Annotated in this window: 26 protein-coding genes; 4 read left to right on the top strand and 22 right to left on the bottom strand. The window is 58.7% G+C overall.

The window, feature by feature from the left end; translation table 11 throughout:
• Positions 1–12 precede the first annotated feature (12 nt).
• Positions 13–423 carry a CidA/LrgA family protein gene (locus tag FFS28_RS17785; RefSeq protein ID WP_006177374.1) on the top strand — a complete coding sequence of 137 codons (411 nt, stop codon included), beginning with the start codon at positions 13–15 and terminating at the stop codon, positions 421–423.
• Positions 416–1105 (top strand): LrgB family protein, encoded by a 690-nt coding sequence (locus FFS28_RS17790; RefSeq protein ID WP_006177372.1) that lies wholly within the window; start codon positions 416–418, stop codon positions 1103–1105. Before FFS28_RS17785 ends, FFS28_RS17790 begins: the two co-directional genes overlap by 8 nt.
• Positions 1106–1135: 30 nt before the next feature.
• Here FFS28_RS17790 and actP read toward each other — a convergent pair whose 3' ends face one another.
• From actP to acs, 3 genes are all read right to left on the bottom strand, one after another.
• A complete protein-coding gene (gene actP, locus FFS28_RS17795; protein WP_137903594.1) occupies positions 1136–2785 on the bottom strand; it encodes a cation/acetate symporter ActP in 1650 nt (549 codons plus the stop codon).
• A complete protein-coding gene (locus tag FFS28_RS17800; protein WP_006177369.1) occupies positions 2782–3096 on the bottom strand; it encodes a DUF485 domain-containing protein in 315 nt (104 codons plus the stop codon). The genes actP and FFS28_RS17800 overlap by 4 nt, the downstream gene beginning before the upstream one ends.
• Before the next feature lie 132 nt (positions 3097–3228).
• On the bottom strand, positions 3229–5187 hold the full coding sequence (acs, locus tag FFS28_RS17805) for an acetate--CoA ligase (RefSeq protein ID WP_101736858.1): 1959 nt from the start codon (positions 5185–5187) through the stop codon (positions 3229–3231).
• A gap of 423 nt (positions 5188–5610) precedes the next feature.
• On the opposite strand from acs, the gene gltP reads away from it, so the two are divergent.
• Positions 5611–6924 (top strand): glutamate/aspartate:proton symporter GltP, encoded by a 1314-nt coding sequence (gene gltP / locus FFS28_RS17810; protein ID WP_006177367.1) that lies wholly within the window; start codon positions 5611–5613, stop codon positions 6922–6924.
• Positions 6925–7001: 77 nt separating this feature from the next.
• Here gltP and FFS28_RS17815 read toward each other — a convergent pair whose 3' ends face one another.
• The 3 genes from FFS28_RS17815 to fdhF form a co-directional block, all read right to left on the bottom strand.
• Positions 7002–7676 carry a tetratricopeptide repeat protein gene (locus FFS28_RS17815; protein WP_137903595.1) on the bottom strand — a complete coding sequence of 225 codons (675 nt, stop codon included), beginning with the start codon at positions 7674–7676 and terminating at the stop codon, positions 7002–7004.
• A 121-nt stretch (positions 7677–7797) separates the two neighbouring features.
• A complete protein-coding gene (locus FFS28_RS17820) occupies positions 7798–7950 on the bottom strand; it encodes a Hok/Gef family protein (protein WP_006177364.1) in 153 nt (50 codons plus the stop codon).
• A 323-nt stretch (positions 7951–8273) separates the two neighbouring features.
• Positions 8274–10421: a formate dehydrogenase subunit alpha gene (gene fdhF, locus FFS28_RS17825; protein ID WP_137903596.1), complete on the bottom strand. Its 2148-nt coding sequence runs from the start codon at positions 10419–10421 to the stop codon at positions 8274–8276.
• Positions 10422–10678: 257 nt separating this feature from the next.
• Here fdhF and yjdP point away from each other — a divergent pair, with 257 nt between their 5' ends.
• Complete coding sequence (gene yjdP, locus FFS28_RS17830) at positions 10679–10993, top strand: DDRRRQL repeat protein YjdP (protein WP_063944864.1); 315 nt, start codon at positions 10679–10681, stop codon at positions 10991–10993.
• A gap of 56 nt (positions 10994–11049) precedes the next feature.
• On the opposite strand, the gene phnP is transcribed toward yjdP, so the two are convergent.
• The 16 genes from phnP to FFS28_RS17910 all read right to left on the bottom strand — a co-directional run bounded on the left by phnP (position 11050) and on the right by FFS28_RS17910 (position 22971).
• Positions 11050–11808, bottom strand: coding sequence for a phosphonate metabolism protein PhnP (gene phnP / locus FFS28_RS17835; protein WP_137903597.1), 759 nt, complete (start codon positions 11806–11808; stop codon positions 11050–11052).
• Positions 11809–11817: 9 nt separating this feature from the next.
• Positions 11818–12252 (bottom strand): aminoalkylphosphonate N-acetyltransferase, encoded by a 435-nt coding sequence (gene phnO, locus FFS28_RS17840; protein WP_006177358.1) that lies wholly within the window; start codon positions 12250–12252, stop codon positions 11818–11820.
• A complete protein-coding gene (phnN, locus tag FFS28_RS17845) occupies positions 12245–12796 on the bottom strand; it encodes a ribose 1,5-bisphosphokinase (RefSeq protein WP_088209335.1) in 552 nt (183 codons plus the stop codon). Before phnN ends, phnO begins: the two co-directional genes overlap by 8 nt.
• Complete coding sequence (gene phnM / locus FFS28_RS17850; protein WP_137903598.1) at positions 12793–13929, bottom strand: alpha-D-ribose 1-methylphosphonate 5-triphosphate diphosphatase; 1137 nt, start codon at positions 13927–13929, stop codon at positions 12793–12795. The genes phnN and phnM overlap by 4 nt, the downstream gene beginning before the upstream one ends.
• Positions 13926–14606, bottom strand: coding sequence for a phosphonate C-P lyase system protein PhnL (phnL, locus tag FFS28_RS17855; protein ID WP_137903599.1), 681 nt, complete (start codon positions 14604–14606; stop codon positions 13926–13928). Before phnL ends, phnM begins: the two co-directional genes overlap by 4 nt.
• Positions 14607–14778: 172 nt before the next feature.
• A complete protein-coding gene (gene phnK, locus FFS28_RS17860) occupies positions 14779–15534 on the bottom strand; it encodes a phosphonate C-P lyase system protein PhnK (protein WP_137903600.1) in 756 nt (251 codons plus the stop codon).
• Positions 15531–16376 carry an alpha-D-ribose 1-methylphosphonate 5-phosphate C-P-lyase PhnJ gene (gene phnJ / locus FFS28_RS17865; protein WP_137903601.1) on the bottom strand — a complete coding sequence of 282 codons (846 nt, stop codon included), beginning with the start codon at positions 16374–16376 and terminating at the stop codon, positions 15531–15533. Before phnJ ends, phnK begins: the two co-directional genes overlap by 4 nt.
• Entirely contained in the window at positions 16369–17433 is a 1065-nt protein-coding gene (locus tag FFS28_RS17870) for a carbon-phosphorus lyase complex subunit (protein WP_137903602.1), read from the bottom strand. Before FFS28_RS17870 ends, phnJ begins: the two co-directional genes overlap by 8 nt.
• Positions 17433–18017, bottom strand: a complete 585-nt coding sequence (gene phnH / locus FFS28_RS17875) for a phosphonate C-P lyase system protein PhnH (RefSeq protein ID WP_006177351.1) — start codon at positions 18015–18017, stop codon at positions 17433–17435. Before phnH ends, FFS28_RS17870 begins: the two co-directional genes overlap by 1 nt.
• Entirely contained in the window at positions 18014–18466 is a 453-nt protein-coding gene (gene phnG, locus FFS28_RS17880) for a phosphonate C-P lyase system protein PhnG (protein WP_137903603.1), read from the bottom strand. The genes phnH and phnG overlap by 4 nt, the downstream gene beginning before the upstream one ends.
• Positions 18467–19192: a phosphonate metabolism transcriptional regulator PhnF gene (gene phnF / locus FFS28_RS17885; protein WP_137903604.1), complete on the bottom strand. Its 726-nt coding sequence runs from the start codon at positions 19190–19192 to the stop codon at positions 18467–18469. It abuts the gene before it with no gap.
• A gap of 20 nt (positions 19193–19212) precedes the next feature.
• A complete protein-coding gene (phnE, locus tag FFS28_RS17890; RefSeq protein ID WP_006177347.1) occupies positions 19213–19992 on the bottom strand; it encodes a phosphonate ABC transporter, permease protein PhnE in 780 nt (259 codons plus the stop codon).
• A 117-nt stretch (positions 19993–20109) separates the two neighbouring features.
• Positions 20110–21126: a phosphonate ABC transporter substrate-binding protein gene (phnD, locus tag FFS28_RS17895; RefSeq protein WP_137903605.1), complete on the bottom strand. Its 1017-nt coding sequence runs from the start codon at positions 21124–21126 to the stop codon at positions 20110–20112.
• Positions 21127–21149: 23 nt separating this feature from the next.
• On the bottom strand, positions 21150–21938 hold the full coding sequence (phnC, locus tag FFS28_RS17900) for a phosphonate ABC transporter ATP-binding protein (RefSeq protein ID WP_006177344.1): 789 nt from the start codon (positions 21936–21938) through the stop codon (positions 21150–21152).
• Positions 21939–22111: 173 nt separating this feature from the next.
• Complete coding sequence (gene yjdN, locus FFS28_RS17905) at positions 22112–22555, bottom strand: VOC family metalloprotein YjdN (protein ID WP_137903606.1); 444 nt, start codon at positions 22553–22555, stop codon at positions 22112–22114.
• An 80-nt stretch (positions 22556–22635) separates the two neighbouring features.
• A complete protein-coding gene (locus FFS28_RS17910; RefSeq protein WP_042321114.1) occupies positions 22636–22971 on the bottom strand; it encodes a zinc ribbon domain-containing protein YjdM in 336 nt (111 codons plus the stop codon).
• Between the last annotated feature and the right edge of the window lie 522 nt (positions 22972–23493).

Below are 23493 nucleotides of genomic sequence, written 5' to 3' on the forward strand. Positions count from 1 at the left end.
AGGAAATCACCCATGGCCGTGGCGTTAAGCCGTGTTACGCCTGCCGTTGTACAACGACTCCAGGTACCGGTTCAGGTACTGCTTTATGCCGGACTCTTTGTTTTTGCTGAATATCTTGTCGGCTGGCTGCATCTGCCGCTGCCCGCCAATCTGGTGGGGATGGTGCTAATGCTGACGCTCATTCTCTGCCGCATACTTCCCCTGAACTGGGTGCGCGCCGGGGCGCGCTGGCTGCTGGCGGAAATGCTGCTGTTCTTTGTACCGGCGGTGGTGGCGGTGGTGAACTACGCGCAGTTGCTGATGGTCGACGGCTGGCGTATTTTTGCGGTCATCGCCCTGAGCACGCTGATGGTGCTGGGTGCTACCGCGTGGGTGGTGGATAAAGTGTACCGCTTTGAAATCAGCAGGCAGAAGCATGACTAATTTTCAGATCAGCGTTTTGTGCCTGGTGGCTACCCTGGTTATCTATTTTGCCAACAAGCGGCTGTATCGTCGTTTTCACGCGCTGCCGCTGATGCCGCTGGTGTTCACGCCGATCCTGCTGGTGCTGATGCTGGTGTTCGGGCATATCTCCTGGCAGAACTACATCGGCGAATCCCACTGGCTGCTGTGGCTGCTCGGCCCGGCGACCATCGCCTTTGCGGTGCCGGTGTACGACAACCTCGCGATCATCAAACGCCACTGGATGTCGCTGAGCGCGGGGGTGATGACCGCCACGGTGGTGGCAGTGTGCAGCTCCGTCTGGCTGGCGCGGTTGTTTACCCTCTCCGATGAGATCCAGCGCAGCCTGGCCGTGCGCTCGGTCACCACGCCGTTTGCGCTGGCGGCGGCGAAACCGCTCGGCGGCCAGCCGGATCTGGTGGCGCTGTTTGTGGTCGTCACGGGCGTGTTTGGCATGGCGGTTGGCGATATGCTGTTTTTGCGTCTTTCCATCCGGGAAGGGATGGCCAAAGGGGCAGGGTTTGGTGCGGCGTCGCACGGTGCGGGCACGGCGCGGTCGTATGAGCTGGGTCAGCAGGAGGGCGTTGTGGCAAGCCTGGTGATGATGCTTTCGGGCGTGGTGATGGTGCTGATCGCGCCGCTGGTGGCGTGGGTGATGTTTTAACTCCCCGGCCCTGCGGCCGGGGAGGGAGGCTTAGTGCGCGCGGCCCTGTTCTACACCCAGGCCGGTTTGTGAGCGGATAAACTGGGCGCGGAATTTTTCGCGTTCCAGGTTGCCCTCCGGTGAGTTGTCCGTCGCCGAGAAGAACCAGATACCGATAAACGCCACGGCGATAGAGAATAGCGCCGGATATTCATACGGGAAGATGGCGCTCTCGTGACCGAGGATCTGCACCCAAATCGTCGGGCCGAGGATCATCAAAATCACCGCCGTCAGCAGCCCCAGCCAACCGCCAATCATTGCCCCACGGGTGGTCAGCTTCGACCAGTACATGGAGAGCAGAATGATTGGGAAGTTACAGCTTGCCGCAATTGAGAAGGCCAGCCCCACCATAAAGGCGATGTTCTGTTTCTCGAACAAAATCCCCAGCAGGATCGCCACCACGCCCAGTACCAGCACGGTGATTTTGGACACTTTCAGCTCGTCGCGTTCGCTTGCCCCTTTGCGGATCACGTTGGCATAGAGATCGTGCGAAACCGCCGATGCCCCGGCCAGCGTCAGCCCGGCGACCACCGCCAGAATGGTGGCAAAGGCCACGGCGGAGATAAAGCCGAGGAACAGGTTACCGCCCACCGCGTCGGCCAGATGCACTGCCGCCATGTTGTTACCGCCAATCAGCGCGCCCGCCGCGTCCTTGAACGCCGGATTCGCCCCCACCAGCATGATGGCGCCAAAGCCGATGATAAAGGTCAGGATATAGAAGTAGCCCATAAACCCGGTGGCGTAGAAGACGCTCTTACGCGCTTCACGCGCGTCTGCCACGGTGAAGAAGCGCATCAGGATGTGCGGCAGGCCCGCCGTACCGAACATTAACCCGAGGCCCAGCGAAAGGGCAGAGATAGGGTCTTTCACCAGCCCGCCCGGGCTCATGATCGCTTCCCCTTTCGGGTGCACCGCCATCGCTTCGGTGAACAGGTTATTGAAGCTGAAACCGACGTGCTTCATCACCATAAAGGCCATAAAGCTTGCGCCAAACAGCAGCAGCACCGCTTTGATGATCTGCACCCATGTCGTGGCGAGCATGCCGCCAAACAGAACGTACATCACCATCAGCACGCCGACCAGCACCACCGCAACGTGGTAGTTCAGGCCGAACAGCAGTTCAATCAGTTTGCCTGCGCCAACCATCTGCGCAATCAGGTACAGCGCCACGACCACCAGCGAGCCGCAGGCGGAGAGGGTGCGAATTGGCCCCTGTTTCAGGCGATACGATGCCACGTCGGCGAAGGTGTAGCGCCCGAGGTTACGCAAACGCTCGGCAATCAGGAACAGAATGATCGGCCAGCCGACGAGGAAGCCGAGGGAGTAAATCAGGCCGTCATAGCCGGAGGTGTAAACCAGGGCAGAAATGCCAAGGAACGACGCGGCAGACATAAAGTCACCCGCAATCGCCAGCCCGTTCTGAAAACCGGTAATGTTGCCGCCCGCGGTGTAGTAATCGTTACGCGAGCGCACGCGCTTCGACGCCCAGTAGGTGATGTACAGGGTCAGTAGCACGAAAATCAGGAACATGATGATCGCCTGCCAGTTGGTCGGCTGGCGCTGCACGTCGCCGGTCAGGGCATCCGCAGCCTGGGCTGCAAAGGGAAGTGTGGCGGCAAGCGCCGTCAGGACTCGCTTCATGATGCTTTTACCTCGCGCAGAACGGCCTTGTTAAGACGATCGAATTCCCCGTTCGCGCGCCAGACGTACACGCCGGTCAGGACAAACGAAATGACAATCACGCCGATACCAATCGGAATGCCGCGCGTGACGCTGGTGCCCGCGTGCAGCGGCGTACCGAGCCAGTGCGGGGCAAAGGCGATCAGTAAGATAAAGCCGACGTAGATAATCAGCATGATGATGGAAAGTAAGAAGGCAAACCGTTGCCGTTTTTCGACGAGCTCCCTGTAGTGCGCACTGTTCTCTATCTGCTGACAAATATCGTTATTCATCACAGAGTCTCCAAAGGTAAGGTTGGTTTGTTTTTGTCCCCTCTCCCTGAGGGAGAGGGTTAGGGTGAGGGTGAAGGAAGGAGCGGTCTGATGCCCTCACCCCCGCCCTCTCCCACGGGGAGAGGGAGAAAATTACGAAGGCATTGCGATGGCCTGCTTCTCTTCGAGCAGTTTGTCCACCACGCCAGGATCGGCAAGCGTTGAGGTATCGCCGAGGTTGCTGGTATCGCCCGCCGCGATTTTGCGCAGGATACGGCGCATGATCTTGCCGGAGCGGGTTTTCGGCAGCGAGTCGGTCCAGTGCAGAACATCCGGCGTGGCAAGCGGGCCAATCTCTTTACGCACCCAGTTGCGCACCTCGGCATACAGCTCTGGCGACGGCTCTTCGCCGTGGTTCAGCGTGACGTAGGCATAAATCGCCTGGCCCTTAATGTTGTGCGGGATCCCGACAACTGCGGCTTCAGCAATTTTCGGATGTGACACCAGCGCGGATTCGATTTCCGCCGTGCCCAGACGGTGGCCGGAGACGTTCAGCACGTCATCCACGCGCCCGGTGATCCAGTAGTAACCGTCTTCGTCACGCCGTGCGCCGTCGCCGCTGAAATACATGTTTTTAAAGGTGGAAAAGTAGGTCTGCTCGAAGCGCTCATGATCGCCAAACAGGGTGCGGGCCTGGCCAGGCCAGGAATCGGTGATCACCAGGTTGCCCTCGGTGGCGCCCTCAAGCGGGTTACCTTCGTTATCCACCAGCGCCGGCTGCACGCCGAAGAACGGACGCGTTGCCGACCCCGCTTTCAGCGGCGTGGCTCCCGGCAACGGGGTGATCATGAAGCCGCCGGTTTCGGTCTGCCACCAGGTATCCATCACCGGGCATTTCTCGTTGCCGATCTTCTTCCAGTACCACTCCCAGGCTTCCGGGTTAATCGGCTCGCCCACAGAACCCAGAATGCGCAGCGAAGAGCGGTCGGTGCCTTCAATCGCCTTATCCCCTTCCGCCATCAGGGCGCGGATCGCCGTAGGGGCGGTATAGAGAATGTTAACCTGATGTTTGTCGACCACCTGGCACATGCGCGCCGGGGTCGGCCAGTTTGGCACGCCCTCGAACATCAGGGTGGTGGCCCCGCAGGCCAGCGGGCCGTACAGCAGGTAGCTGTGGCCGGTGACCCAGCCTACGTCGGCGGTACACCAGTAAATGTCGCCCGGATGGTAATCGAACACATATTTGAAGGTAGTCGCCGCGTAAACCAGATAGCCACCGGTGGTGTGCAGCACGCCCTTCGGCTTGCCGGTCGACCCGGAGGTATAAAGGATAAACAGCGGATCTTCCGCGTTCATCTCTTCTGGCTGATGCTGGTCGCTGGCGTTCGCCATCAGGTCGCTCCACCACAGGTCGCGTCCTTCGTGCCAGTCGATATTGCCGCCGGTACGTTTAAATACGATAACGTTGCTGATGGTTTTTACGTTCGGGTTTTTCAGCGCCTCATCGACGTTTTTCTTCAGCGGAATGCCGCGCCCGGCGCGTACGCCTTCATCGGCGGTGATCACCAGCTTAGAGCTGGAGTCGATGATGCGCCCGGCCACCGCTTCAGGCGAAAAGCCGCCGAAAATAACGGAGTGGATCGCGCCGATACGCGCGCAGGCCAGCATCGCCACGGCCGCTTCCGGGACCATAGGCATATAAATCGCCACAACGTCGCCTTTTTTGATGCCCTGGTCCAGCAGCACGTTGGCAAAGCGGCACACGTCGCGGTGCAGTTCTTTATAGGTAATGTGTTTACTCTGAGAAGCGTCGTCGCCTTCCCAGATGATGGCCGTTTCATTGCCGCGCTCGGCAAGGTGGCGATCCAGGCAGTTTGCCGCCAGGTTTAGCGTGCCGTCTTCATACCATTTAATGGAGACGTTATCCGGCGCGAAGGAGGTGTTTTTCACCTTCTGATAGGGCGTGATCCAGTCAAGAATATGACCCTGCTCACCCCAGAACGCATCCGGGCTGGTGATGGATTGCTGATACTTCTCGTGGTACTGCTCGGGGCTTATCAGGCAACGGTCCGCAATGTTTGCGGGAATGTCGTGTTTGTGTACTTGGCTCATGGCTTTTTTTCTCCTTGTAAGATGTTAATAATATGTCGCAAAAACGTTAATAGTAGGGGCTTTACAAGCTTTGTTTAGGATTTGGGCGGCAGATCACGCATTGTCTGACCCGGTTGAAAAATGAGCGAATGACACTTTGAAGGGAAATAATTTACGCGAAAGATTATTCACATTTAGTTGGAAAAAAGCGTTTTTATAACAAAAGGTTATTTATAAGAATTATTACAAATTCGCGTCACAGACCCTTTTTGTAGTGAAAAGCCTCGTTCTTTAAGGCTTGCGCAGCATGCCGTGCAAATGATACTCATACGGCGCGTTAAAAAATCCCATAAACCAACGCAACACAATTCATACCCTTTCAGTATGTCCCCATTTTCATGCAGTTCTGATGGAGTGGAGATTTCATTGAGGAAGTCTGTTTTTATGAAAAATTTGAAAGTCAGCCTGGCCTGGCAGATCCTGCTGGCCCTTGTGCTGGGCATCTTACTGGGCAGTTACCTCCATTATCATAGCGACAGCCGCGAGTGGCTGATTGCGAACCTGCTCTCCCCGGCAGGCGATATATTTATTCATCTGATCAAGATGATTGTCGTCCCGATTGTGATCTCGACGCTGGTGGTCGGTATTGCAGGCGTGGGTGATGCGAAGCAGCTGGGCCGTATCGGCGCCAAAACCATCATCTATTTCGAAGTGATCACGACGGTCGCCATTATTCTGGGTATCACCCTGGCGAACGTGTTTCAGCCCGGCTCCGGGATTGATATGTCGCAACTGGCGACGGTGGATATTTCGAAATACCAAAGTACAACCGCTGATGTGCAGAGCCATGCCCATGGGCTGATGGGCACTATTCTGTCGCTGGTGCCAACCAACATCGTGGCGTCTATGGCGAAGGGCGAGATGTTGCCGATTATCTTCTTCTCGGTATTGTTTGGTCTGGGGCTTTCTTCCCTGCCTGCGACCCACCGTGAACCGCTGGTGACCGTCTTCCGCTCTATCTCTGAAACCATGTTCAAAGTGACCCACATGGTGATGCGCTACGCGCCGGTCGGGGTATTTGCGCTGATCGCCGTGACCGTGGCGAACTTCGGCTTCGCCTCACTGTGGCCGCTGGCGAAGCTGGTGATTCTGGTGCACTTCGCGATCCTGTTCTTCGCGCTGGTGGTGCTGGGCCTCGTGGCGCGCCTGTGCGGGCTGAGCATCTGGATCCTGATCCGTATCCTTAAAGACGAGCTGATTCTGGCGTACTCTACGGCCAGCTCTGAAAGCGTGCTGCCGCGTATTATTGAGAAGATGGAGGCCTACGGTGCCCCGGCGTCTATTACCAGCTTTGTGGTGCCGACCGGGTACTCCTTTAACCTCGATGGCTCAACGCTCTATCAAAGTATTGCGGCAATCTTTATCGCGCAGCTGTACGGGATTGACCTCTCCCTGTGGCAGGAAATCGTGCTGGTGCTGACCTTAATGGTCACCTCAAAAGGTATCGCCGGTGTGCCGGGCGTGTCGTTTGTGGTGCTGCTGGCGACGCTGGGCAGCGTCGGTATTCCGCTGGAAGGCCTGGCGTTTATTGCCGGCGTCGACCGTATCCTCGACATGGCGCGTACCGCGCTGAACGTGGTGGGTAATGCGCTGGCGGTGCTGGTGATCGCCAAGTGGGAACACAAGTTTGACCGTAAGAAAGCGCTGGCGTATGAACGCGATGTGCTGGGTCGATTTGATAAGACGGCAGATCAGTAACATCCTAAGCCCGGTGGCGCTGCGCTACCGGGCCTACGGATTTGTTGGCCGGGTAAGGCGAAGCCGCCCCCCGGCACTTACTCCCCGCTCAATGCATCAAACTCCTCGCATCCCGTATCAAACCCTTCAGTACAGCTCAGGTTTAACCAGTACAGCGCCTTCTGTTTGTTTGGCGTGATAAAGCCTTTTTCGCCCTGCTGGAACAGCATTCCCGCCCAGTACTCAGCGTAACCCGTCCGCGACAGCGAGGAGCTGCGCTTAAACCAGGAGGCCGCTTTTACGTCATCCTGCGCCACCTCAACGCCGTTGGCATAAATCAGCCCCAGCAGCATTTGCGCATCAACGGCCGAATCGCTTTCTATATCTCCGGTAGCACCCTCCAGAAGCTGAATCGCCTGCGGATAATCGGGTTTACCCGCCTGGGTGTTCACCAGCAGACGCGCCAGCATAATCGCACCGCGTTTACTGCCCGCGATGGTGGCCTGCTGCGCCAGGGCTTTGGCCTGAGCGTAGTCCCCCTGGGAAAAATGGATCTGTGACAGCAGCCCCATGGCGTCGACGTCGCCACCTTTTGCCGCTTTTTCAGCCCACAGCGCCGCCTGTTTGCTGTCGCCGGAACTGAACCAGGTGTCGGCCAGATAATACTGGGCGCGCGCGTCGCCCGCGTCGGCCTGCTGCCTGTACTGACTGCCAATCTCATCGGCATGGGCAAGCGAGGTAAATACAAGCAACAACAGTAAAATGGGTTTCATGGATTCTTATCAGTAAGGTACATAGCGCGCAGTATAATCGCGGTCACAAAAGAAAAAAACGGGTGCATTAAGACCTCAGCATCCTACAAGCCGGGCGGAACGGCTGTTCCGCCCGATGAGGTTAGCCTGAAATACAGGCTAATTTCGCCGCCACCTCCTGATGTTCACTCTTTATTGTGAGTTCGCATAACTTGCCGCGATTAATAAAGGCGAATATCACTATAGTCAGGCAAATAATTGAAACAATGCCTAACGCAGCTTTTAATGGCGTCATGCCTTTTACTCCTTGTCAAAAAAAGAATAAGAGGCTACCCTCAACTTGTTGGTAGTTGGGGAGGGTAGCCTCGGGTAAATGCAAATTTCCCGGGGCTCTCCACTTTCTGTCCCTCAACAATGCTCAAGACAGAAAGTCTTAAGCACCCGCCGCCTATCTTATCCTTATGAATTAAAATGCAAAGATGTAATTCTTTTTGACGCAAATTACATTATTTTGCGAGACGCCTTCCGGGGTAAATATATTTAAATATAATGAGTATATTTAAAAATAAAAAGGGGATGAATATATCATCCCCTTTATTCACCGTTTAATTAACGGCTTCACCCCATTGCGCTTTCGCGCAGCCGGGCTTTCAGCTTCGTATATTCGTCAATCACATAGCGTTCAGCGGCGTGCTGATCGGCAATGGACTCCACGCGCACGGCGCAGTATTTATACTCCGGCGTTTTGGTTATCGGGCTGAGGTTCTCCGTTACCAGCTCGTTACAGGCGCCGATCCACCACTGGTAGGTCATATAGACCGCCCCTTTGTTCGGCCTGTCGCTGACCTGCGCACGGGTAATAATCCGCCCCTTACGCGAGCTTACCCACACCAACGCTTCATCTTCAATGCCCAGACGCTCGGCGTCGGCAGTATTGATCTGCGCATAGCCGGGCTCATCTGCCAGCGCGGCGAGCGCTGCACAGTTGCCGGTCATTGAACGGCAGGAGTAGTGGCCCACCTCACGCACCGTGGAGAGCACCATCGGATACTCGTCGGTGAGTTTATCGACAGGCGCGACCCAGTCGCAGGTGAAGAACTGCGCCAGCCCGTTCGGGGTGTCGAACTTCTCTTCAAAGAGATACGACGTGCCCTGATCGGCGTCTGACTCATCGCGGCACGGCCACTGGATGTACCCCAGCTCACCCATTTTTTCATAGGTGGCACCGGTAAAGTCCGGGCACAAATTTCGCAGCTCGTCCCAGATCTCCTGCGTGTTGTTGTAGTGCATTGGATAACCCATGCGGGTGGCAATTTCGCTGATGATCTGCCAGTCCGTTTTCAGGTCCCACTTTGGCTCTACCGCTTTGAAGAAGCGCTGGAAGCCGCGATCCGCTGCGGTGTAGACACCTTCATGCTCGCCCCAGGAGGTCGACGGTAAAATCACATCCGCCGCGGCCGCCGTTTTGGTCATAAAGATGTCCTGCACAATCACCAGTTCAAGATCCTCAAACCCTTTGCGCACTGCGGACAGCTCGGCGTCGGTCTGGAGCGGATCTTCGCCCATGATGTAGGCCGCGCGCACTTCGCCGTGCGCCGCGCGGTGCGGCAGCTCGCTGATGCGATAGCCGGTGTGCTCAGGCAGGCTCTCTACGCCCCAGGCCTTCGCAAACTTCGCGCGGTTTTCCGGGTCTTTCACGTACTGATAGCCCGGATAGGTATCCGGCAGCGCCCCCATATCACACGCGCCCTGCACGTTGTTCTGCCCACGCACCGGGTTTACGCCGACGTGTGCTTTGCCGAGGTTGCCGGTCAGCATCGCGAGGCTGGTCAGCGAACGCACGGTTTCCACGCCCTGATAGAACTGGGTAACGCCCATGCCCCACAGGATAGCCGCGGTTTTTGCCCCCGCGTACATCCGCGCGGCCTGGCGAATTTCCTGCGCGCTAACGCCGGTTATCGCTTCAACTGACTCTGGCGTATAGCCTTCGACAATTTTCCGGTACTCTTCAAAGCCCTCTGTACGGCTGGCGACAAACGCCTGGTCGTAGAGATTTTCCTCAATGATGACGTGCCCCATCGCATTCAGCAGCGCGATATTCGAGCCGTTTTTCAGCGCGATGTGCATATCCGCGATGCGCGCAGTTTCGATTTTACGCGGATCGCAGACGATGATTTTCGCCCCGTTGCGCTTCGCGTTAATCACGTGATTGGCGACGATAGGGTGAGAATCCGCCGGGTTATAGCCAAAGATAAACACCAGATCGGTGTTATCTATTTCGTTAATCGCATTACTCATTGCGCCGTTACCGACCGACTGGTGCAGACCTGCAACCGATGGGCCGTGTCAAACGCGCGCGCAGCAGTCGACGTTATTGGTACCAATAACGGCGCGTGCGAATTTTTGCATCACATAGTTGGTTTCATTCCCTGTCCCGCGCGACGAGCCGGTGGTCTGAATGGCATCCGGACCGTACTTGGCTTTGATGGCGCTCAGGCGCGTGGCGACGTAGTCCAGCGCCTCGTCCCAGGAGACGGATTCCAGCCTGCCACCGCGCTTGCGGCGGATCATGGGGGTTTTCAGGCGAGGGGTAAGGATCTGGGTATCGTTAATAAAATCCCAGCCATAGTAGCCTTTCAGGCACAGCGTCCCCTGGTTGGTTTTCCCTTGCGCTGCCTCCGCCCGGACGATTTTGCCGTTATCGACCACCAGGTGGATCTTGCAACCTGAGGCACAATAAGGACACACCGTGACGACTTTTTTCATCAGTCTGCTCCCGTTAGTCAATTCTTTCGCAGTGACTATGCAGCTTCTATGCCATGTTTTTGATGTGGGTATTGCCTGACGCTACGGGCGATGTGTCGTCAGAACCCTGACGAAAAGCGGCCAATCGTCAAAATTGACGTGTCGAACAGGCCGTGGATGTGAAAAAGCAGGCGAGGATTATTTGAGATTTCTCCGCTACCTCGCTCCCGGGACGTTCATTACCGTAAAGCCAGCTCAACCGCTGCGAGACTGGCTTTATGAAACGTTACTCTACCGCTCTGTTATTTGGCCTGCTGACGCTGACCGGCCAGGTTCATGCCGATGTGATTGATGATGCCATTGGCAACATCCAGCAGGCGATTAACGACGCCTATAATCCCGGCAGCAGCCGTAGCGATGATGATGATCGGTATGACGATCGTCGCCGTACGGACAGCCGCCAGTATGACGATCGCCGCAGGCAGCTTGAGGACAGACGCCGTCGCCTGGATGAACGTCAGCGCCAGCTCGACGACGATCGGCGGCAGTTAGAGGAAGATGAGCGACGGTTAGAGGATGATTACGATAGGTGATACCGTGCGGCCTGATGCCCTCACCCCGGCCCTCTCCCACGGGGAGAGGGAGAAAGCTAGTCCAGCGCCAGCACCATCCCGTCATAGCCCGCTTCAAACCCTTCCGGCAGCGGGTTATCCATCATCCAGACGTCAAACTGATGGCTGATATGCGTCAGGATCACCTGCGGGCAACCAATCACCTTGTTCAGGACGATGACCGTGTTGAGATCGCAATGGTTGCGCGGCGTTTCGGCGCGTGGTTCATGACTACAGTCGATGATCATCGCCTGTGGCCGGTTGTTGATCAGGAACTTGACCGTTTTCTCCGGCAGACCGGCGGTGTCGGACAGCCAGGCCACGCGGCTGTGAGCGCTTTCCAGCAGGTAGCCAAAGGTCAGCTTTGAGTGGTTAAGCGGCAGCGGCGTGACACGCAGACCCTGAAGTTCGAAGACGACAAAGGGCTCGACCCTATGGCTGAAATCGAGAATGCCGGGGTGTTTGAACAGATCATCGCAGCCCGCCTCGTCAGGCGGCCCGTACACCGGGATTGCCGCGCCCACGCCCCAGCGCAGGGGAAACAGTCCCTGAACATGATCCATGTGGTAATGCGTCAGTAAAAACTGCTGGAAGCTGCCAGCCGGCCAGTCGTCCATCAGGTGTGGAATGCCCGCATCCAGCAGGGTCACCGCGTCATTGAATTTGACCGCCGCGCTGCAGGGACGACGACGGTGATTTTCCTGCAACCGCGCCCGGCGGCAGGCCGGGCAGTCGCAGCCAAATACCGGCACCAGCTGAGCGCCACCCGTGCCCGTTAACGTAATCGTCAGACTCATATCGTACCTTTACAGCGGTTTGGTGAACCTGAAATGGCTTTGCGTGTACCCTTCGCGTAGATAAAAGCGGTGCGCATCCACGCGCTTCACGCTGGTGGACAGCTCCGTCAGCTCGGCGCCTGCCTGGCGCGCGACCTCCTCCGCCCACGCCAGCAGCTGGCTGCCCACTTTCAACCCACGCGCCTGCGGCATCACCACCAGCTCCTGGATCTCGCCGATCCATCTGGCGTGATGCAGGTGAAACTGCATATGCAGGCCGATCATGCCGATAACCTGCCCGTCCAGTTCGGCAAGCTGGTAGCGCATATTGTGGTCCTGCAGGTTGGCAAGATAGCCTGCGTGAAACGCCTGATGGTCGAATTCTGCCTGCTTAAGCTCGCAGATCAGGGAATAGACGATTTGCGCGTCGTCGGGGGTGGCGGGGCGAAGCGGGCAGTCAGGCATGCTGATTCTCCTTCTGGCGGATAAGCGATAAAAAGGTCTCGACTGACTGTAGCAAACTTCCATCGTTATTGAGGATATGACACGCCGACGGGGTATAACGCGCCGCCCGTTCGAGCCGCTGATCGATTTCGCGGGCCGATTCGCGGCCCCGGGCGTGCAGGCGATGGCGCAACACCTCGGGCGATACCTCCAGGCAGACCGGCAGCAGCGCCGCCGCATAGCGGGCGCGCGCCTGCGGCAGATGGGCGCGCGAGCCGTTAACCAGCACGTCGAAACCGGCATGCAGCCACAGGTCGATCTCAATGCCGACGCCGTAGTACAGGCCGTTGGCGTGCCAGCTCAGCGCCAGCAGGTTTTGCCCGGCGCGGGTGAAAAACTCCTGTTCGCTTAGCGCAATGTGGTTCTCACTCCCGGCATGGGCCGGGCGGGTAATATAGCGATGCGCGACCAGCAGCTGCGCATGCTCGCGCTCGCGCAGGGCCGACAGCAGGCTGTCCTTACCGGAGCCGGATGGCCCCATCAACCAGATCAATTTTCCCATCAGAACACCCGTTTTCCCTGACGCCAGACGTGGTCGATATGAACGTGCTCACCCTTTCGGTGCGCCAGCACCAGGTCTGCCCGTTTGCCTTCGGCAATCTCGCCGCGATCGTGAAGATTCAGCGCCGATGCCGGGTTTTTGGTCACCAGACGGATCGCCTGTGGCAGGGTGAAACGGTTGTCATCGTCATCCGCCACGCGGAAGGCCGCGTCCAGCAGGCTTGCCGGGTAATAGTCAGAGGAGAGAATATCCAGCAGGCCGAGCGAGGCGAGCTTGCTTGCCGCCACGTTGCCGGAGTGAGAGCCGCCGCGCACGATGTTGGGTGCGCCCATCAGCACGTTCATGCCGTGCCTGCGTGAGGCGTCTGCTGCGTCGAACGTGGTAGGAAATTCGGCGATAACGCTGCCAAGCTGGTGTGATTCGAAGACATGATCGTGCGTGGCGTCATCGTGGCTTGCGAGGGCGATGCTGCGCGCCCGGCACATCGTGGCAATGGCGAGGCGGTTGGGCTGCGACCACTGCGCGGCCAGCGCCAGCTGCTCCTCTTCATAACGGGCCATCTCCTCGTTGTTCAGGGAGTATTTGCCCTGGTAGTACTCGCGATATTTTTCAATGTTGGCGAACTGGCGCTGGCCGGGCGAGTGATCCATTAGCGAGACCAGTGAAACCGGCTCGCGCTCCACCAGCTTTTCAAACAGCGGCAGGGTGGTGTGGTGCGGCAGTTCGCAGCGCAGATGCAGGCGATGCTCGGCGCGGTTCAGGCCGCGTTTCTGCGTCTCTTCCACGGCGTTAATCATCTTCTCCAGATTCTCAAGGCGGTCGCCGCCGTCGCGCACGTCGCCGATGGCTACCGCGTCCAGCACGGTGGTGATGCCGCTGGCGACCATCAGCGCGTCGTGGCTGCTCATCGCTGAATGGGCGGGCCAGTCGACCTTCGGACGCGGGGTGAAGAATTTGTCCAGGTTATCGGTATGCAGTTCGATCAGCCCCGGCAGCAGCCAGCCGCCGTCGCCGTCCATCGCCTCGGGCGCGCGGCTCTGGGTTTCAGCGAACGCGCGGATGACGCCGTCCTGGATCTCGATTGAGCCGTCAACCACCTCATTTTCCAGCACCAGCTTTACGTTATTGATAATCATGCAGGGGTCCCCATCGGGTGCAGTCTGTCCGCCACGCGGGCGCGCACGGCTTCGTCGTGGAAGATCCCGACGATCGCCGCGCCGCGCGCTTTGGCCTGTTCGATCAACGCCACCACGGCCGCGCTGTTTTTTTCGTCCAGCGAAGCGGTGGGTTCGTCGAGAAGGAGAATCGGGTAGTCGACGATAAAGCCGCGCGCGATGTTAACGCGCTGCTGCTCGCCGCCGGAAAAGGTCGACGGGGCGAGGTGCCACAGGCGTTCCGGCACGTTCAGGCGCGTTAGCAGGTCGGCAGCTTTGGCGGCGCAGGTCTCGCGCGGCATGCCGAGATCGAGCAGGGGCTGCATGACCACGTCCAGGGCCGAGACGCGCGGGATCACCCGCAGGAACTGGCTGACCCAGCCGATCGTCGAGCGACGCACTTCGAGAACCTTGCGCGCCGGGGCTTGCACCAGATCGACCCACTCGTCGTGATGACGGATGCGAATATGGCCTTCGTCCGGCAGGTAGTTGGCGTACAGGGAGCGCAGCAGGGTGGATTTGCCGCTGCCGGAGTGACCGTGCAGCACCACGCATTCGCCGCGGGTGACCTCAAGCGAGGCGTTTTGCAGGACCGGCAAGCGCACGCCGTTTTGCTGGTGGAGCACAAAGGTTTTACTGACATTTTCAACGTGGATCATGTTGGCCTCGCGGGATTTTTGCCGGGTGGCGCTTTGCTTACCCGGCCTACAGGAAATACTGGTGCGGTGGTCATTTGCCGGGTGGCGGCTTCGCCTTACCCGGCCTACAGGTGTGGTGTTGTTTGGCTGTTCGTAGGCCGGGTAAGCGCAGCGCCACCCGGCTACAGCGGCCTCAGTTCTGCAACACCGACGACACCAGCAGCTGGGTGTACGGATGATGCGGATCGTCGAGCACGCGGTCGGTTAACCCACTTTCCACCACCTGACCCTGCTTCATCACCAGCAGACGGTCGGCCAGCAGGCGCGCAACGCCCAAATCGTGGGTGACAATCACCACTGCCAGGTTCAGCTCCACCACCAGACCGCGCAGCAGGTCGAGCAGTCGCGCCTGCACGGAGACGTCGAGGCCGCCCGTTGGCTCATCCATAAACACCAGCTTCGGATGGGTCACCAGATTGCGGGCAATCTGTAAGCGCTGCTGCATACCGCCGGAAAAGGTGGTTGGCAGGTCGTCGATACGTGAGGCGGGGATCTCAACCTCCTCCAGCCAGTGCTGCGCCGTGGCGCGGATGTTGCCGTAGTGGCGCGCGCCGGTCGCCATCAGCCGTTCGCCGATATTGCCCCCCGCCGAAACCTGACGGCGCAGGCCGTCCATCGGGTGCTGGTGCACCACGCCCCACTCGGTGCGCAGCAGGCGGCGGCGCTCGGCCTCGCTCATGCCGTACAGTGACGCCCCCTCATAGAGAATGTCGCCGTTTTGTGGCGTCAGACGCGCGGAGATCGATTTCAGCAGGGTGGTTTTGCCGGAGCCGGACTCGCCGACAATTCCCAGCACTTCCCCTGGCCACAGCTCGAACGATACGTCGCTAAAGCCTTTGCACGGCGCGTAAAGGTGGGTCAGGTTGTTAACCGAAAGCAGCGGTTTCATTGGCTGTTGGCCTCGCTCTGTTGGCGGCAGTAGTCGGTGTCGGAGCAGACAAACATCCGTTTGCCCGTATCATCCAGCACCACTTCGTCCAGATAGCTGTGCGTTGAGCCGCAGATGGCGCAAGGCTCGTCCCAGGCCTGCACCGTAAACGGATGGTCGTCAAAATCGAGACTCTCCACGCGGGTATACGGCGGAACGGCATAGATGCGTTTTTCGCGCCCGGCACCAAACAGCTGGAGGGCGGGCATCATGTCCATCTTCGGGTTATCGAATTTCGGGATCGGGGACGGGTCCATCACGTAGCGCCCGTTTACCTTTACTGGGTAGGCGTAAGTGGTGGCGATATGGCCGAAGCGGGCGATATCCTCGTACAGCTTCACCTGCATCACGCCGTACTCTTCGAGGGCGTGCATGGTGCGGGTCTCGGTTTCGCGCGGCTCGATAAAGCGCAGCGGCTCGGGGATGGGCACCTGGAAAATCAAAATCTGATCTTCCGCGAGCGGCGTTTCAGGGATGCGGTGACGGGTCTGGATCAGCGTCGCGTCTTCGGTTTTTTCGGTGGTATTCACGCCCGTGATGCGTTTGAAGAAGTTGCGAATTGACACCGCGTTGGTAGTGTCGTCCGCGCCCTGGTCGATAACCTTCAGCACGTCCGCTTCGCCGATGACGCTGGCGGTGAGCTGAATGCCGCCGGTGCCCCAGCCGTAGGGCATCGGCATTTCGCGTCCGCCGAACGGCACCTGATAGCCCGGAATGGCGACGGCTTTCAGGATGGCGCGGCGGATCATGCGTTTGGTTTGCTCGTCCAGATAGGCAAAGTTGTAGCCGCTTAAGTTAGCCATGTTTGCGCTCCCGTTGCAGGCGTTTCAGCAGTTCCAGTTCGGCCTGGAAATCGACGTAGTGGGGCAGCTTGAGGTGCGACACAAAGCCTGCGGCCTCGACGTTGTCGGCGTGGGCCAGCACGAACTCTTCGTCCTGCGCCGGGCCTGCGACGTGCTCGCCGTAGTCCGGCGCCTGGAGCGCACGGTCAACCAGCGCCATCGCCATCGCCTTGCGCTCGCCCATGCCGAACACCAGCCCGTATCCGCGGGTAAAGTGCGGGTCATCGTTCTCCGGCGCGACAAAGCCGTTAACCATTTCGCATTCGGTGACCAGCAGTTCGCCGACGTTTACTGCAAAACCGAGCTCTTCCGGCACGATATTGACGTCGATATAGCCACTGCGGATCTCCGCCGCAAACGGATGGTTGCGACCGTAGCCGCGCTGGGTGGAGTAGGCCAGCGCCAGCAGATACCCCTCGTCGCCGCGCATCAACTGCTGCAGGCGCGACGAGCGCGAGCACGGATAGACCGGCGGCGTGCGGGTAATGTCGTCGGGCACTGAGCCGGAATCTTCTTCCGCTTTTGCCAGGCCCTGCTTCGCCAGCAGGCTAAAGACGTGCGGAGAGGCTTCCTGCGCTGCTTCGGAGGTGGCAAGCGACGGCGCGTCGCCGTTCGCCAGCAGGGTGAAATCCAGCAGGCGGTGGGTGTAATCATAGGTCGGGCCAAGCAGCTGACCGCCGGGAATATCCTTGTAAACGGCCGAGATACGGCGCTCCAGGCGCATGTCGGCGGTGTTCACCGGCTCGCTCACCGCCAGCTTTGCCAGCGTGGTGCGGTATGCGCGCAGCAGGAAAATCGCTTCGACGTTATCGCCGCTGGCCTGCTTAAGCGCCAGCGCCGCCAGCTCGCGGTCGGCAACGCCGCCTTCGGTCATTACGCGGTCGACGGCCAGGTTTAACTGCTGCTCAACCTGGGCAACGCTCAGCTCGGGAAGCTGTGCATCGCCCCGACGCCGGTGCGCCTGCAGCGCATGGGCGGCGGCAATCGCCTTCTCGCCCCCTTTAACGGCTACGTACATCAGCACACCTCCACGTGGGTGGTCCGCGGGATCGCCAGCAGGCGCTCGCCGCAGGTGAGGATCAGATCGATGCCGAGCGGGAACGGGTGCGGACGCTCGGTCAGCTCATGGATGATGCACTCCGGCAGCTGCGGGGCGACCATGCGTTCATCGGCAATGCCCGCCCCGGTCAGGCGCAGCATGCGGCCACCGCTCAGGCTGGCGACCTGCAGGATCAGCGTGGCGCTGGTTTCCGGGGCCACGGCGCTGCCTTCGCTCAGGGCGTTGAGTTGCTCGTGGCTGATCTGCTCGTCGGCCACAGCAAACACCGCCTGCTGGGGCTGATCAACCAGCGGGGCGCTGGTGTGAAAACGCAGGTTCTGACAGGCAATATCGTTCGCCATCGCGCCGGAGAGCCACACCGGCGTGTCGTTGTCGGCCAGCGTCAGCAGCACGCTGGTGGTGGCGAGGTTCAGCGGCAGCCAGCCCTGCGAAAGCTGATGCAGCGAGACGATGACGCCCGGCTCGCTCATGGCTTTCAGCAGGCGACGAAAACTTTGTTGGGCATCCTGGACGGCCAGGGTAAAAGCGGGTTGAAGCGTCATGCGTTATCTCCGCGAACGAGCGTAAAGAAGTCGACCCGGCTGGTGTTGACCTCGGCCTGACGGGCGGCAAGGCGCGCGGCGCGGTCGGCTTCCAGCGGGGCAATCAGGGTTTCCATAAGCGACTGGAAATGCGGGTGTTCCTGCAGCAGCGCGTCGATTACCGCGCAGCGTTCGGCGTGCTGTTTATCGCGTCCGAGAACGTAGCCGTAACCCAGCGTGCCGCTGTTCAGACGAATAACGGCGCGGGTGAGGGTGGCATCACCGGCGAAAAAGCGATCGCCCGTGCCGCCCATGCGCGCCTGGATTTGTACCAGGCCAATTTCCGGGGCGCGGAGGGTCTCGTAATCGGGGGCCAGATTGAGCGCGTTCATGCGCGCCTGCAGCGCAGCGGGCTGGCTGTGGGTCAGGACGCGCATCCAGCGCTGACGGGTGGCGGTATCGAAGTGCATTCAGTGCTCCATGGTGAATTCAATCATGTCGGCGCGGGTCAGGCTGACGGAGTACTCCGTTGCGTTGATTTCGCCGTCACGGTGGTTGAGGGTGCGCACGCAGAGCAGCGGGGCCATGTTGGGGATCTCCAGCACCTTGCTCTCTTTTGCCTGCGCGCGGCGGGCGCTGATGCGCGTCTGGGTGCGTTTGAGCGCGATGCCCGTGGCATCCTGCAGAAAGTCATGCAGCGAACCGCTGGCGAAGTGTTGCAGCACCGGCCAGAGGGAGAGGTCGGCAAAGTAGTGGTCAATCTGACACACCGCCACGCCGTTGACCCGGCGCAGGGTGCGCAGGTGTACGACGTTTTCACCTTCGGCAATGCCCAGCGCGTCCGCCACGTGGCAGGAGGCCGGGCGCAGCACCGAGAGCAGCTTTTCGCTGGTCGGGTGGCTGCCCTGATCGAGCAGGTTCTGGCTAAAGCGCGCCTGCGCATTCAACGGGTAGTCGAACGGGCGCATCAGCACCAGTACGCCGACGCCCTGACGGCGCTGCACCCAGCCGCGCTCGACCAGCTGATCGATAGCCCGGCGCAGGGTATGGCGGTTGACCTCGTAGCGGTCGGCAAGCTGCTGCTCGGCGGGCAGATAGTCCCCGCAGCGGTAGTGCATGCGCAGCTCCACTTCGAGCTTTGCCGCGATCTCCTGCCAGCGGGTGGGGTAACTGGTCGGATGTCTGGATAAGTGCATAGATAACAAAGCCTCGCTTCTCAGATGAAGTGCTTACGCAAACGTTGAGAGAGGAAATCCAGCAGGCTGACGGTGATGATGATGAGCACCATCAGGGCGCAGGTTTGCTGGAACTGGAAGCCGCGAATCGCTTCCCACAGGGTGACGCCAATCCCGCCCGCGCCGACCATGCCGACGACGGTTGCCGAGCGAACGTTGGATTCAAAGCGGTAGAGCGAATAGGAGATCAGCAGCGGCATGACCTGCGGCAGTACGCCGTAGAGGATCTCTTCAATTTTGTTGGCCCCGGTGGCGCGTATGCCCTCGACCGGGCCAGGTTCAATGGCTTCCACCGCTTCGGAGAGCAGCTTGGAGAGCACGCCGGTGGTGTGTATAAACAGCGCCATTACGCCCGCAAACGGGCCGAGACCGACGGCGACCACAAACAACATGGCGAAGACCATTTCGTTGATGGCGCGGCAGGCGTCCATCAGGCGGCGCATCGGCTGATAAACCCACCATGGCACGATGTTTTCGGCGCTCATCAGGCCAAACGGGATGGAGAGGATGACGGCGAGGGCGGTGCCCCAGACGGCGATTTGCAGGGTAATGGCCATTTCGCCAAGGTAATCCTGCCACTGGCTGAAGTCCGGCGGGAAGAAATCGGCGGCGAAGGTCGCCATGTTGCCCGCGTCTTTGACCAGCAGCAGCGGGTCCATTTCCGCGCCCTTCCAGGAGATAACGAGCACCGCCAGCAGGATGGCCCAGCTGATCAGCGAGAACCAGCTGCGCTTTGGCGGTGGGAGTGTGATGGTTTGCATGGTGACTCCTTTGGGTTTAGTCCCCTCTCCCTTGAGGGAGAGGGTTAGGGTGAGGGGGAAATGTGCGCGCTGATGCCCTCACCCCGGCCCTCTCCCACAGGGAGAGGGAGAAAAGATTTACTGCACCGCTTTATTCACGCTGGTCATCGCGCCGAGCGCGGCGGTCAGGCGGTCGAGATCGTCCAGCTGCGCCTGAATTTCAGACACTTTGCTGGTCTTCTCCTCTTCCTTCAGCCCCTTGTTGTCCTTCACGCCCTGCATCTGTTTGAACAGTGCCAGCTGGCGAATCGGGACCAGCTGCAGGTCGCTTGAGGCGCGGAACGGTGCCCAGCCCAGCTTCTCCAGAACGGCTTTTTCTTCCGGCGTTTTGCCGTAGGTCATAAAGAAGTCGTACACCTTGTCCTTGGTGCTTTCGGAGAGGTTTTTACGCCACACGATCGGATCGCCCGGGATCAGCGGTGATTTCCAGATCACCTTCAGTTCTTTCAGCTTGTCCGGTGCGGAAGTCTTCAGCTTGTCGAGGTTTTCGGTGTTGTTGGTTGCAACGTCCACCTGCTTGTTCGCGACGGCCAGGGCGTTGGTTTCGTGGCTGGCGTTGACGGTGCGCTTGAAGTCGCTGGCGGAGGCGTTGTTTTTGGCGAAGACGTAATAGCCCGGCACCAGGAACCCGGAGGTGGAGTTCGGGTCGCCGTTGCCAAAGGTCAGATCCTTGCGTTTGGCGAGCAGCTCGTTGAGGTTATTGATCGGGCTGTCTTTGTTAACAATCAGCACGCTCCAGTAGCCCGGGGAGCCATCTGCCGCCACGGTCTGCGCAAACACCTGGCCGTTGGCGCGGTCTACCGCTTCCATTGCGGAGAGGTTGCCGTACCAGGCGATGTCCACTTTGTTAAAGCGCATCCCCTGGATGATGCCCGCGTAATCCGGGGCGAAGAAGGCGTTCACTTTGATCCCCAGTTTAGTTTCCATATCTTTCAGGAACGGTTCCCACTGAGGCTTCAGGTTTTGCTGTGACTCCGTCGAAATAATGCCAAAGTTCAGCGCTTTTTCCTGCTCCTGGGCGTACGCCGGGCTTAACAGGGTGCTGATGCTGAACATGCTGGTAAAGGCCAGCGCGGCAACGGCTTTGTAGCTCATGTACTTTCCTCGGATCGGGTGAATTAAGCAGCCTGCGCGCTCTCTTCGACGCGGTTTATGCTGCGGTAGAGATGGTCAAAACGGTCGTTATCAAACTGATGGCTTGCGCCATCAAAGAACACATGTCCCTGACGCAGGGCGACGATGCGTTCGCAGTAGCGCAGGGCGTAGTCCACCTGGTGCAGCGTGACCACCACGGTGATGCCGTCGTTCTGGTTGATGTCGCGCAGGGTCTCCATCACGATGCGCGCCGATTCCGGATCCAGCGAGGCGATGGGTTCATCGGCCAGAATGATTTTCGCTTTCTGCATCAGGGCGCGGGCAATCGCGACGCGCTGCTGTTGTCCACCGGACAGGGTAGACACGCGCTGGTGGGCGAAATGGGCCATGCCGACGCGGGTCAGCGCCTGCAGCGCCTCTTGCTTCTGTTGGGGAGAGAACCAGCGCAGGCAGGTGCGCCAGAACGGGGTGCTGCCGAGCGCGCCGATGAGCACGTTCTCCAGCACCGTCAGGCGGTTCACCAGGTTGAACTGCTGGAAGATGTAGCCCGTCTGGGCGCGGCTTTTACGGATATCGCTCGCCAGACGGCCGGCGCGCTGGACGGTATTACCCAGCAGCTCGACGTGGCTTTCCGGCGTTTTATCGCAGGTAATGAGGCCGCTTAAATGGCGCAGCAGGGTGGATTTTCCTGAACCGGATGGCCCCAGCAGCGCCACCATTTCGCCCTGCTGGACGGTCAGATCAACGGCGTGCAGAGCCTTGTTGTGATGAAAGGTCTTGCTGAGTTTCTCGACGCGGATGACGGTTTGCATGTGCGGGGCCTCATTGAAAATGTGGCCTCATGCTGGCGCATCAATATGACATTTGGGTTAAGTTCCGGTTGCGGGAAGTTGAAGAGTTGAGGTGAAAGCGATGACAGTCCATGCAGGACCGGTCAGCGCAACGTCACCGGGCGTTGTTACCGGCTACGTTGCGCTTATCCCGCCTACGACGTTTGTTGCTGTTTAACCACGTTAACCATCCACGGCACGCCGTATTTGTCGGTGACTTTCCCGAACCCGTGCGCCCAGAAGGTCTCCTGCCAGGCCATGTCAACGTTGCCGCCTTCGGCCAGGTTATCGAACCAGCGTTTACCTTCTGCCACGTCCTGCGTGTCCAGTACCAGCGTGAAACCGGCGTATTGCGCGCTGCTACCGGGCGGCAGGCCGTCGCTCATCATGATATCGCTGCCCGCGATGCGAACGTTGGAGTGGGCGATGGCCGTATCAGGGAACTGCATGCCGGAGGGGCAGCCTTCTTCGCTGCTGTCGTCTTTCGGCATGTCGCCGTAGGTCATTGAATAGAGAATGTCTGCACCGAGCGCGTGCTGATAGAAGGCGGACGCTTCTGCACAATTGCCGGAGAATGAGATGTAGGGACTTAATGGCATAATCATTACCTCAGGTAAGAAAAGCCCATTAAGTGTAGTGCCAGACAGCCCGGTAAGCGAAGCGCCACCGGGCAGGGAAATCAGTTCTTTTTCACGAACTCGGATTTCAGCTTCATCGGGCCAAAGCCGTCGATTTTGCAATCAATGTTGTGGTCGCCTTCCACCAGACGGATATTCTTCACTTTAGTGCCGATTTTCAGCATGGAGGAGCTGCCTTTTACCTTCAGGTCTTTCACCACGGTTACGCTGTCGCCGTCTGCCAGCAGGTTACCGTTAGCATCTTTCACCACCAGCGCATCGTTATCCTGCGAAGGCTCTGCGTCATTCCATTCGTGAGCGCATTCCGGGCAGATAAACATTCCGCTATCTTCATAGGTGTATTCAGAGTTGCATTTCGGGCAGTGTGGAAGTGACATGTTGGTATCCTCAAAAGTGGTTAACACGCTGGAAAATGCCAGCTAAATGACGGCAGAGTGCCGAAAAAGGCGGCAAGTATAGCGCAAATCCACACTGTTGTCGGTGACATTCAGAAATAAAAACGGGTGAAATACGCGCCGGGAATGACATTTCCTGTCAGTCGTTTTAGTCATTTTGATGATATGACCTCGTCGGAAAGCAATTGCGCTAAATATATCGAATATTTTATTGCATCAAATTGCTACGCCCTGCCATTTCGGATAAGGTTAAGCAACACGCTGTTATTTTCCCGCGAACGCTCAGGTCACACATTCCGTGACGATGAGAGGATACCCCTCATTTTAGGTGGGTAAATAATGATGATATATCCTGAAGTTTCCTGAAAACAGGCTTGGCTTTTAATCTTTTGGCTTTCTGGTCAAGGGTGATGCTTTACATATCTGGCACGGAAAGTAATTAATTTTTGATTGCCATCAAATAGTTATATTTAGCGAACGTGTTTTCCATACGTGATCATATAA

This window comes from Enterobacter sp. 2VL (assembly GCF_005503595.1).
In the GTDB taxonomy this organism is placed as follows: Bacteria; Pseudomonadota; Gammaproteobacteria; order Enterobacterales; family Enterobacteriaceae; genus Enterobacter; species Enterobacter cancerogenus.

Bases quoted from the DNA above. Each gene is read 5' to 3' on its own strand.
- FFS28_RS17785 (WP_006177374.1), top strand. From the start codon at position 13: ATGGCCGTGGCGTTAAGCCGTGTTACGCCTGCCGTTGTACAACGACTC.
- FFS28_RS17790 (WP_006177372.1), top strand. From the start codon at position 416: ATGACTAATTTTCAGATCAGCGTTTTGTGCCTGGTGGCTACCCTGGTT.
- actP (WP_137903594.1), bottom strand. From the start codon at position 2,785: ATGAAGCGAGTCCTGACGGCGCTTGCCGCCACACTTCCCTTTGCAGCC.
- FFS28_RS17800 (WP_006177369.1), bottom strand. From the start codon at position 3,096: ATGAATAACGATATTTGTCAGCAGATAGAGAACAGTGCGCACTACAGG.
- acs (WP_101736858.1), bottom strand. From the start codon at position 5,187: ATGAGCCAAGTACACAAACACGACATTCCCGCAAACATTGCGGACCGT.
- gltP (WP_006177367.1), top strand. From the start codon at position 5,611: ATGAAAAATTTGAAAGTCAGCCTGGCCTGGCAGATCCTGCTGGCCCTT.
- FFS28_RS17815 (WP_137903595.1), bottom strand. From the start codon at position 7,676: ATGAAACCCATTTTACTGTTGTTGCTTGTATTTACCTCGCTTGCCCAT.
- FFS28_RS17820 (WP_006177364.1), bottom strand. From the start codon at position 7,950: ATGACGCCATTAAAAGCTGCGTTAGGCATTGTTTCAATTATTTGCCTG.
- yjdP (WP_063944864.1), top strand. From the start codon at position 10,679: ATGAAACGTTACTCTACCGCTCTGTTATTTGGCCTGCTGACGCTGACC.
- phnP (WP_137903597.1), bottom strand. From the start codon at position 11,808: ATGAGTCTGACGATTACGTTAACGGGCACGGGTGGCGCTCAGCTGGTG.
- phnO (WP_006177358.1), bottom strand. From the start codon at position 12,252: ATGCCTGACTGCCCGCTTCGCCCCGCCACCCCCGACGACGCGCAAATC.
- phnM (WP_137903598.1), bottom strand. From the start codon at position 13,929: ATGATTATCAATAACGTAAAGCTGGTGCTGGAAAATGAGGTGGTTGAC.
- phnL (WP_137903599.1), bottom strand. From the start codon at position 14,606: ATGATCCACGTTGAAAATGTCAGTAAAACCTTTGTGCTCCACCAGCAA.
- phnK (WP_137903600.1), bottom strand. From the start codon at position 15,534: ATGAAACCGCTGCTTTCGGTTAACAACCTGACCCACCTTTACGCGCCG.
- phnJ (WP_137903601.1), bottom strand. From the start codon at position 16,376: ATGGCTAACTTAAGCGGCTACAACTTTGCCTATCTGGACGAGCAAACC.
- FFS28_RS17870 (WP_137903602.1), bottom strand. From the start codon at position 17,433: ATGTACGTAGCCGTTAAAGGGGGCGAGAAGGCGATTGCCGCCGCCCAT.
- phnH (WP_006177351.1), bottom strand. From the start codon at position 18,017: ATGACGCTTCAACCCGCTTTTACCCTGGCCGTCCAGGATGCCCAACAA.
- phnG (WP_137903603.1), bottom strand. From the start codon at position 18,466: ATGCACTTCGATACCGCCACCCGTCAGCGCTGGATGCGCGTCCTGACC.
- phnF (WP_137903604.1), bottom strand. From the start codon at position 19,192: ATGCACTTATCCAGACATCCGACCAGTTACCCCACCCGCTGGCAGGAG.
- phnE (WP_006177347.1), bottom strand. From the start codon at position 19,992: ATGCAAACCATCACACTCCCACCGCCAAAGCGCAGCTGGTTCTCGCTG.
- phnD (WP_137903605.1), bottom strand. From the start codon at position 21,126: ATGAGCTACAAAGCCGTTGCCGCGCTGGCCTTTACCAGCATGTTCAGC.
- phnC (WP_006177344.1), bottom strand. From the start codon at position 21,938: ATGCAAACCGTCATCCGCGTCGAGAAACTCAGCAAGACCTTTCATCAC.
- yjdN (WP_137903606.1), bottom strand. From the start codon at position 22,555: ATGCCATTAAGTCCCTACATCTCATTCTCCGGCAATTGTGCAGAAGCG.
- FFS28_RS17910 (WP_042321114.1), bottom strand. From the start codon at position 22,971: ATGTCACTTCCACACTGCCCGAAATGCAACTCTGAATACACCTATGAA.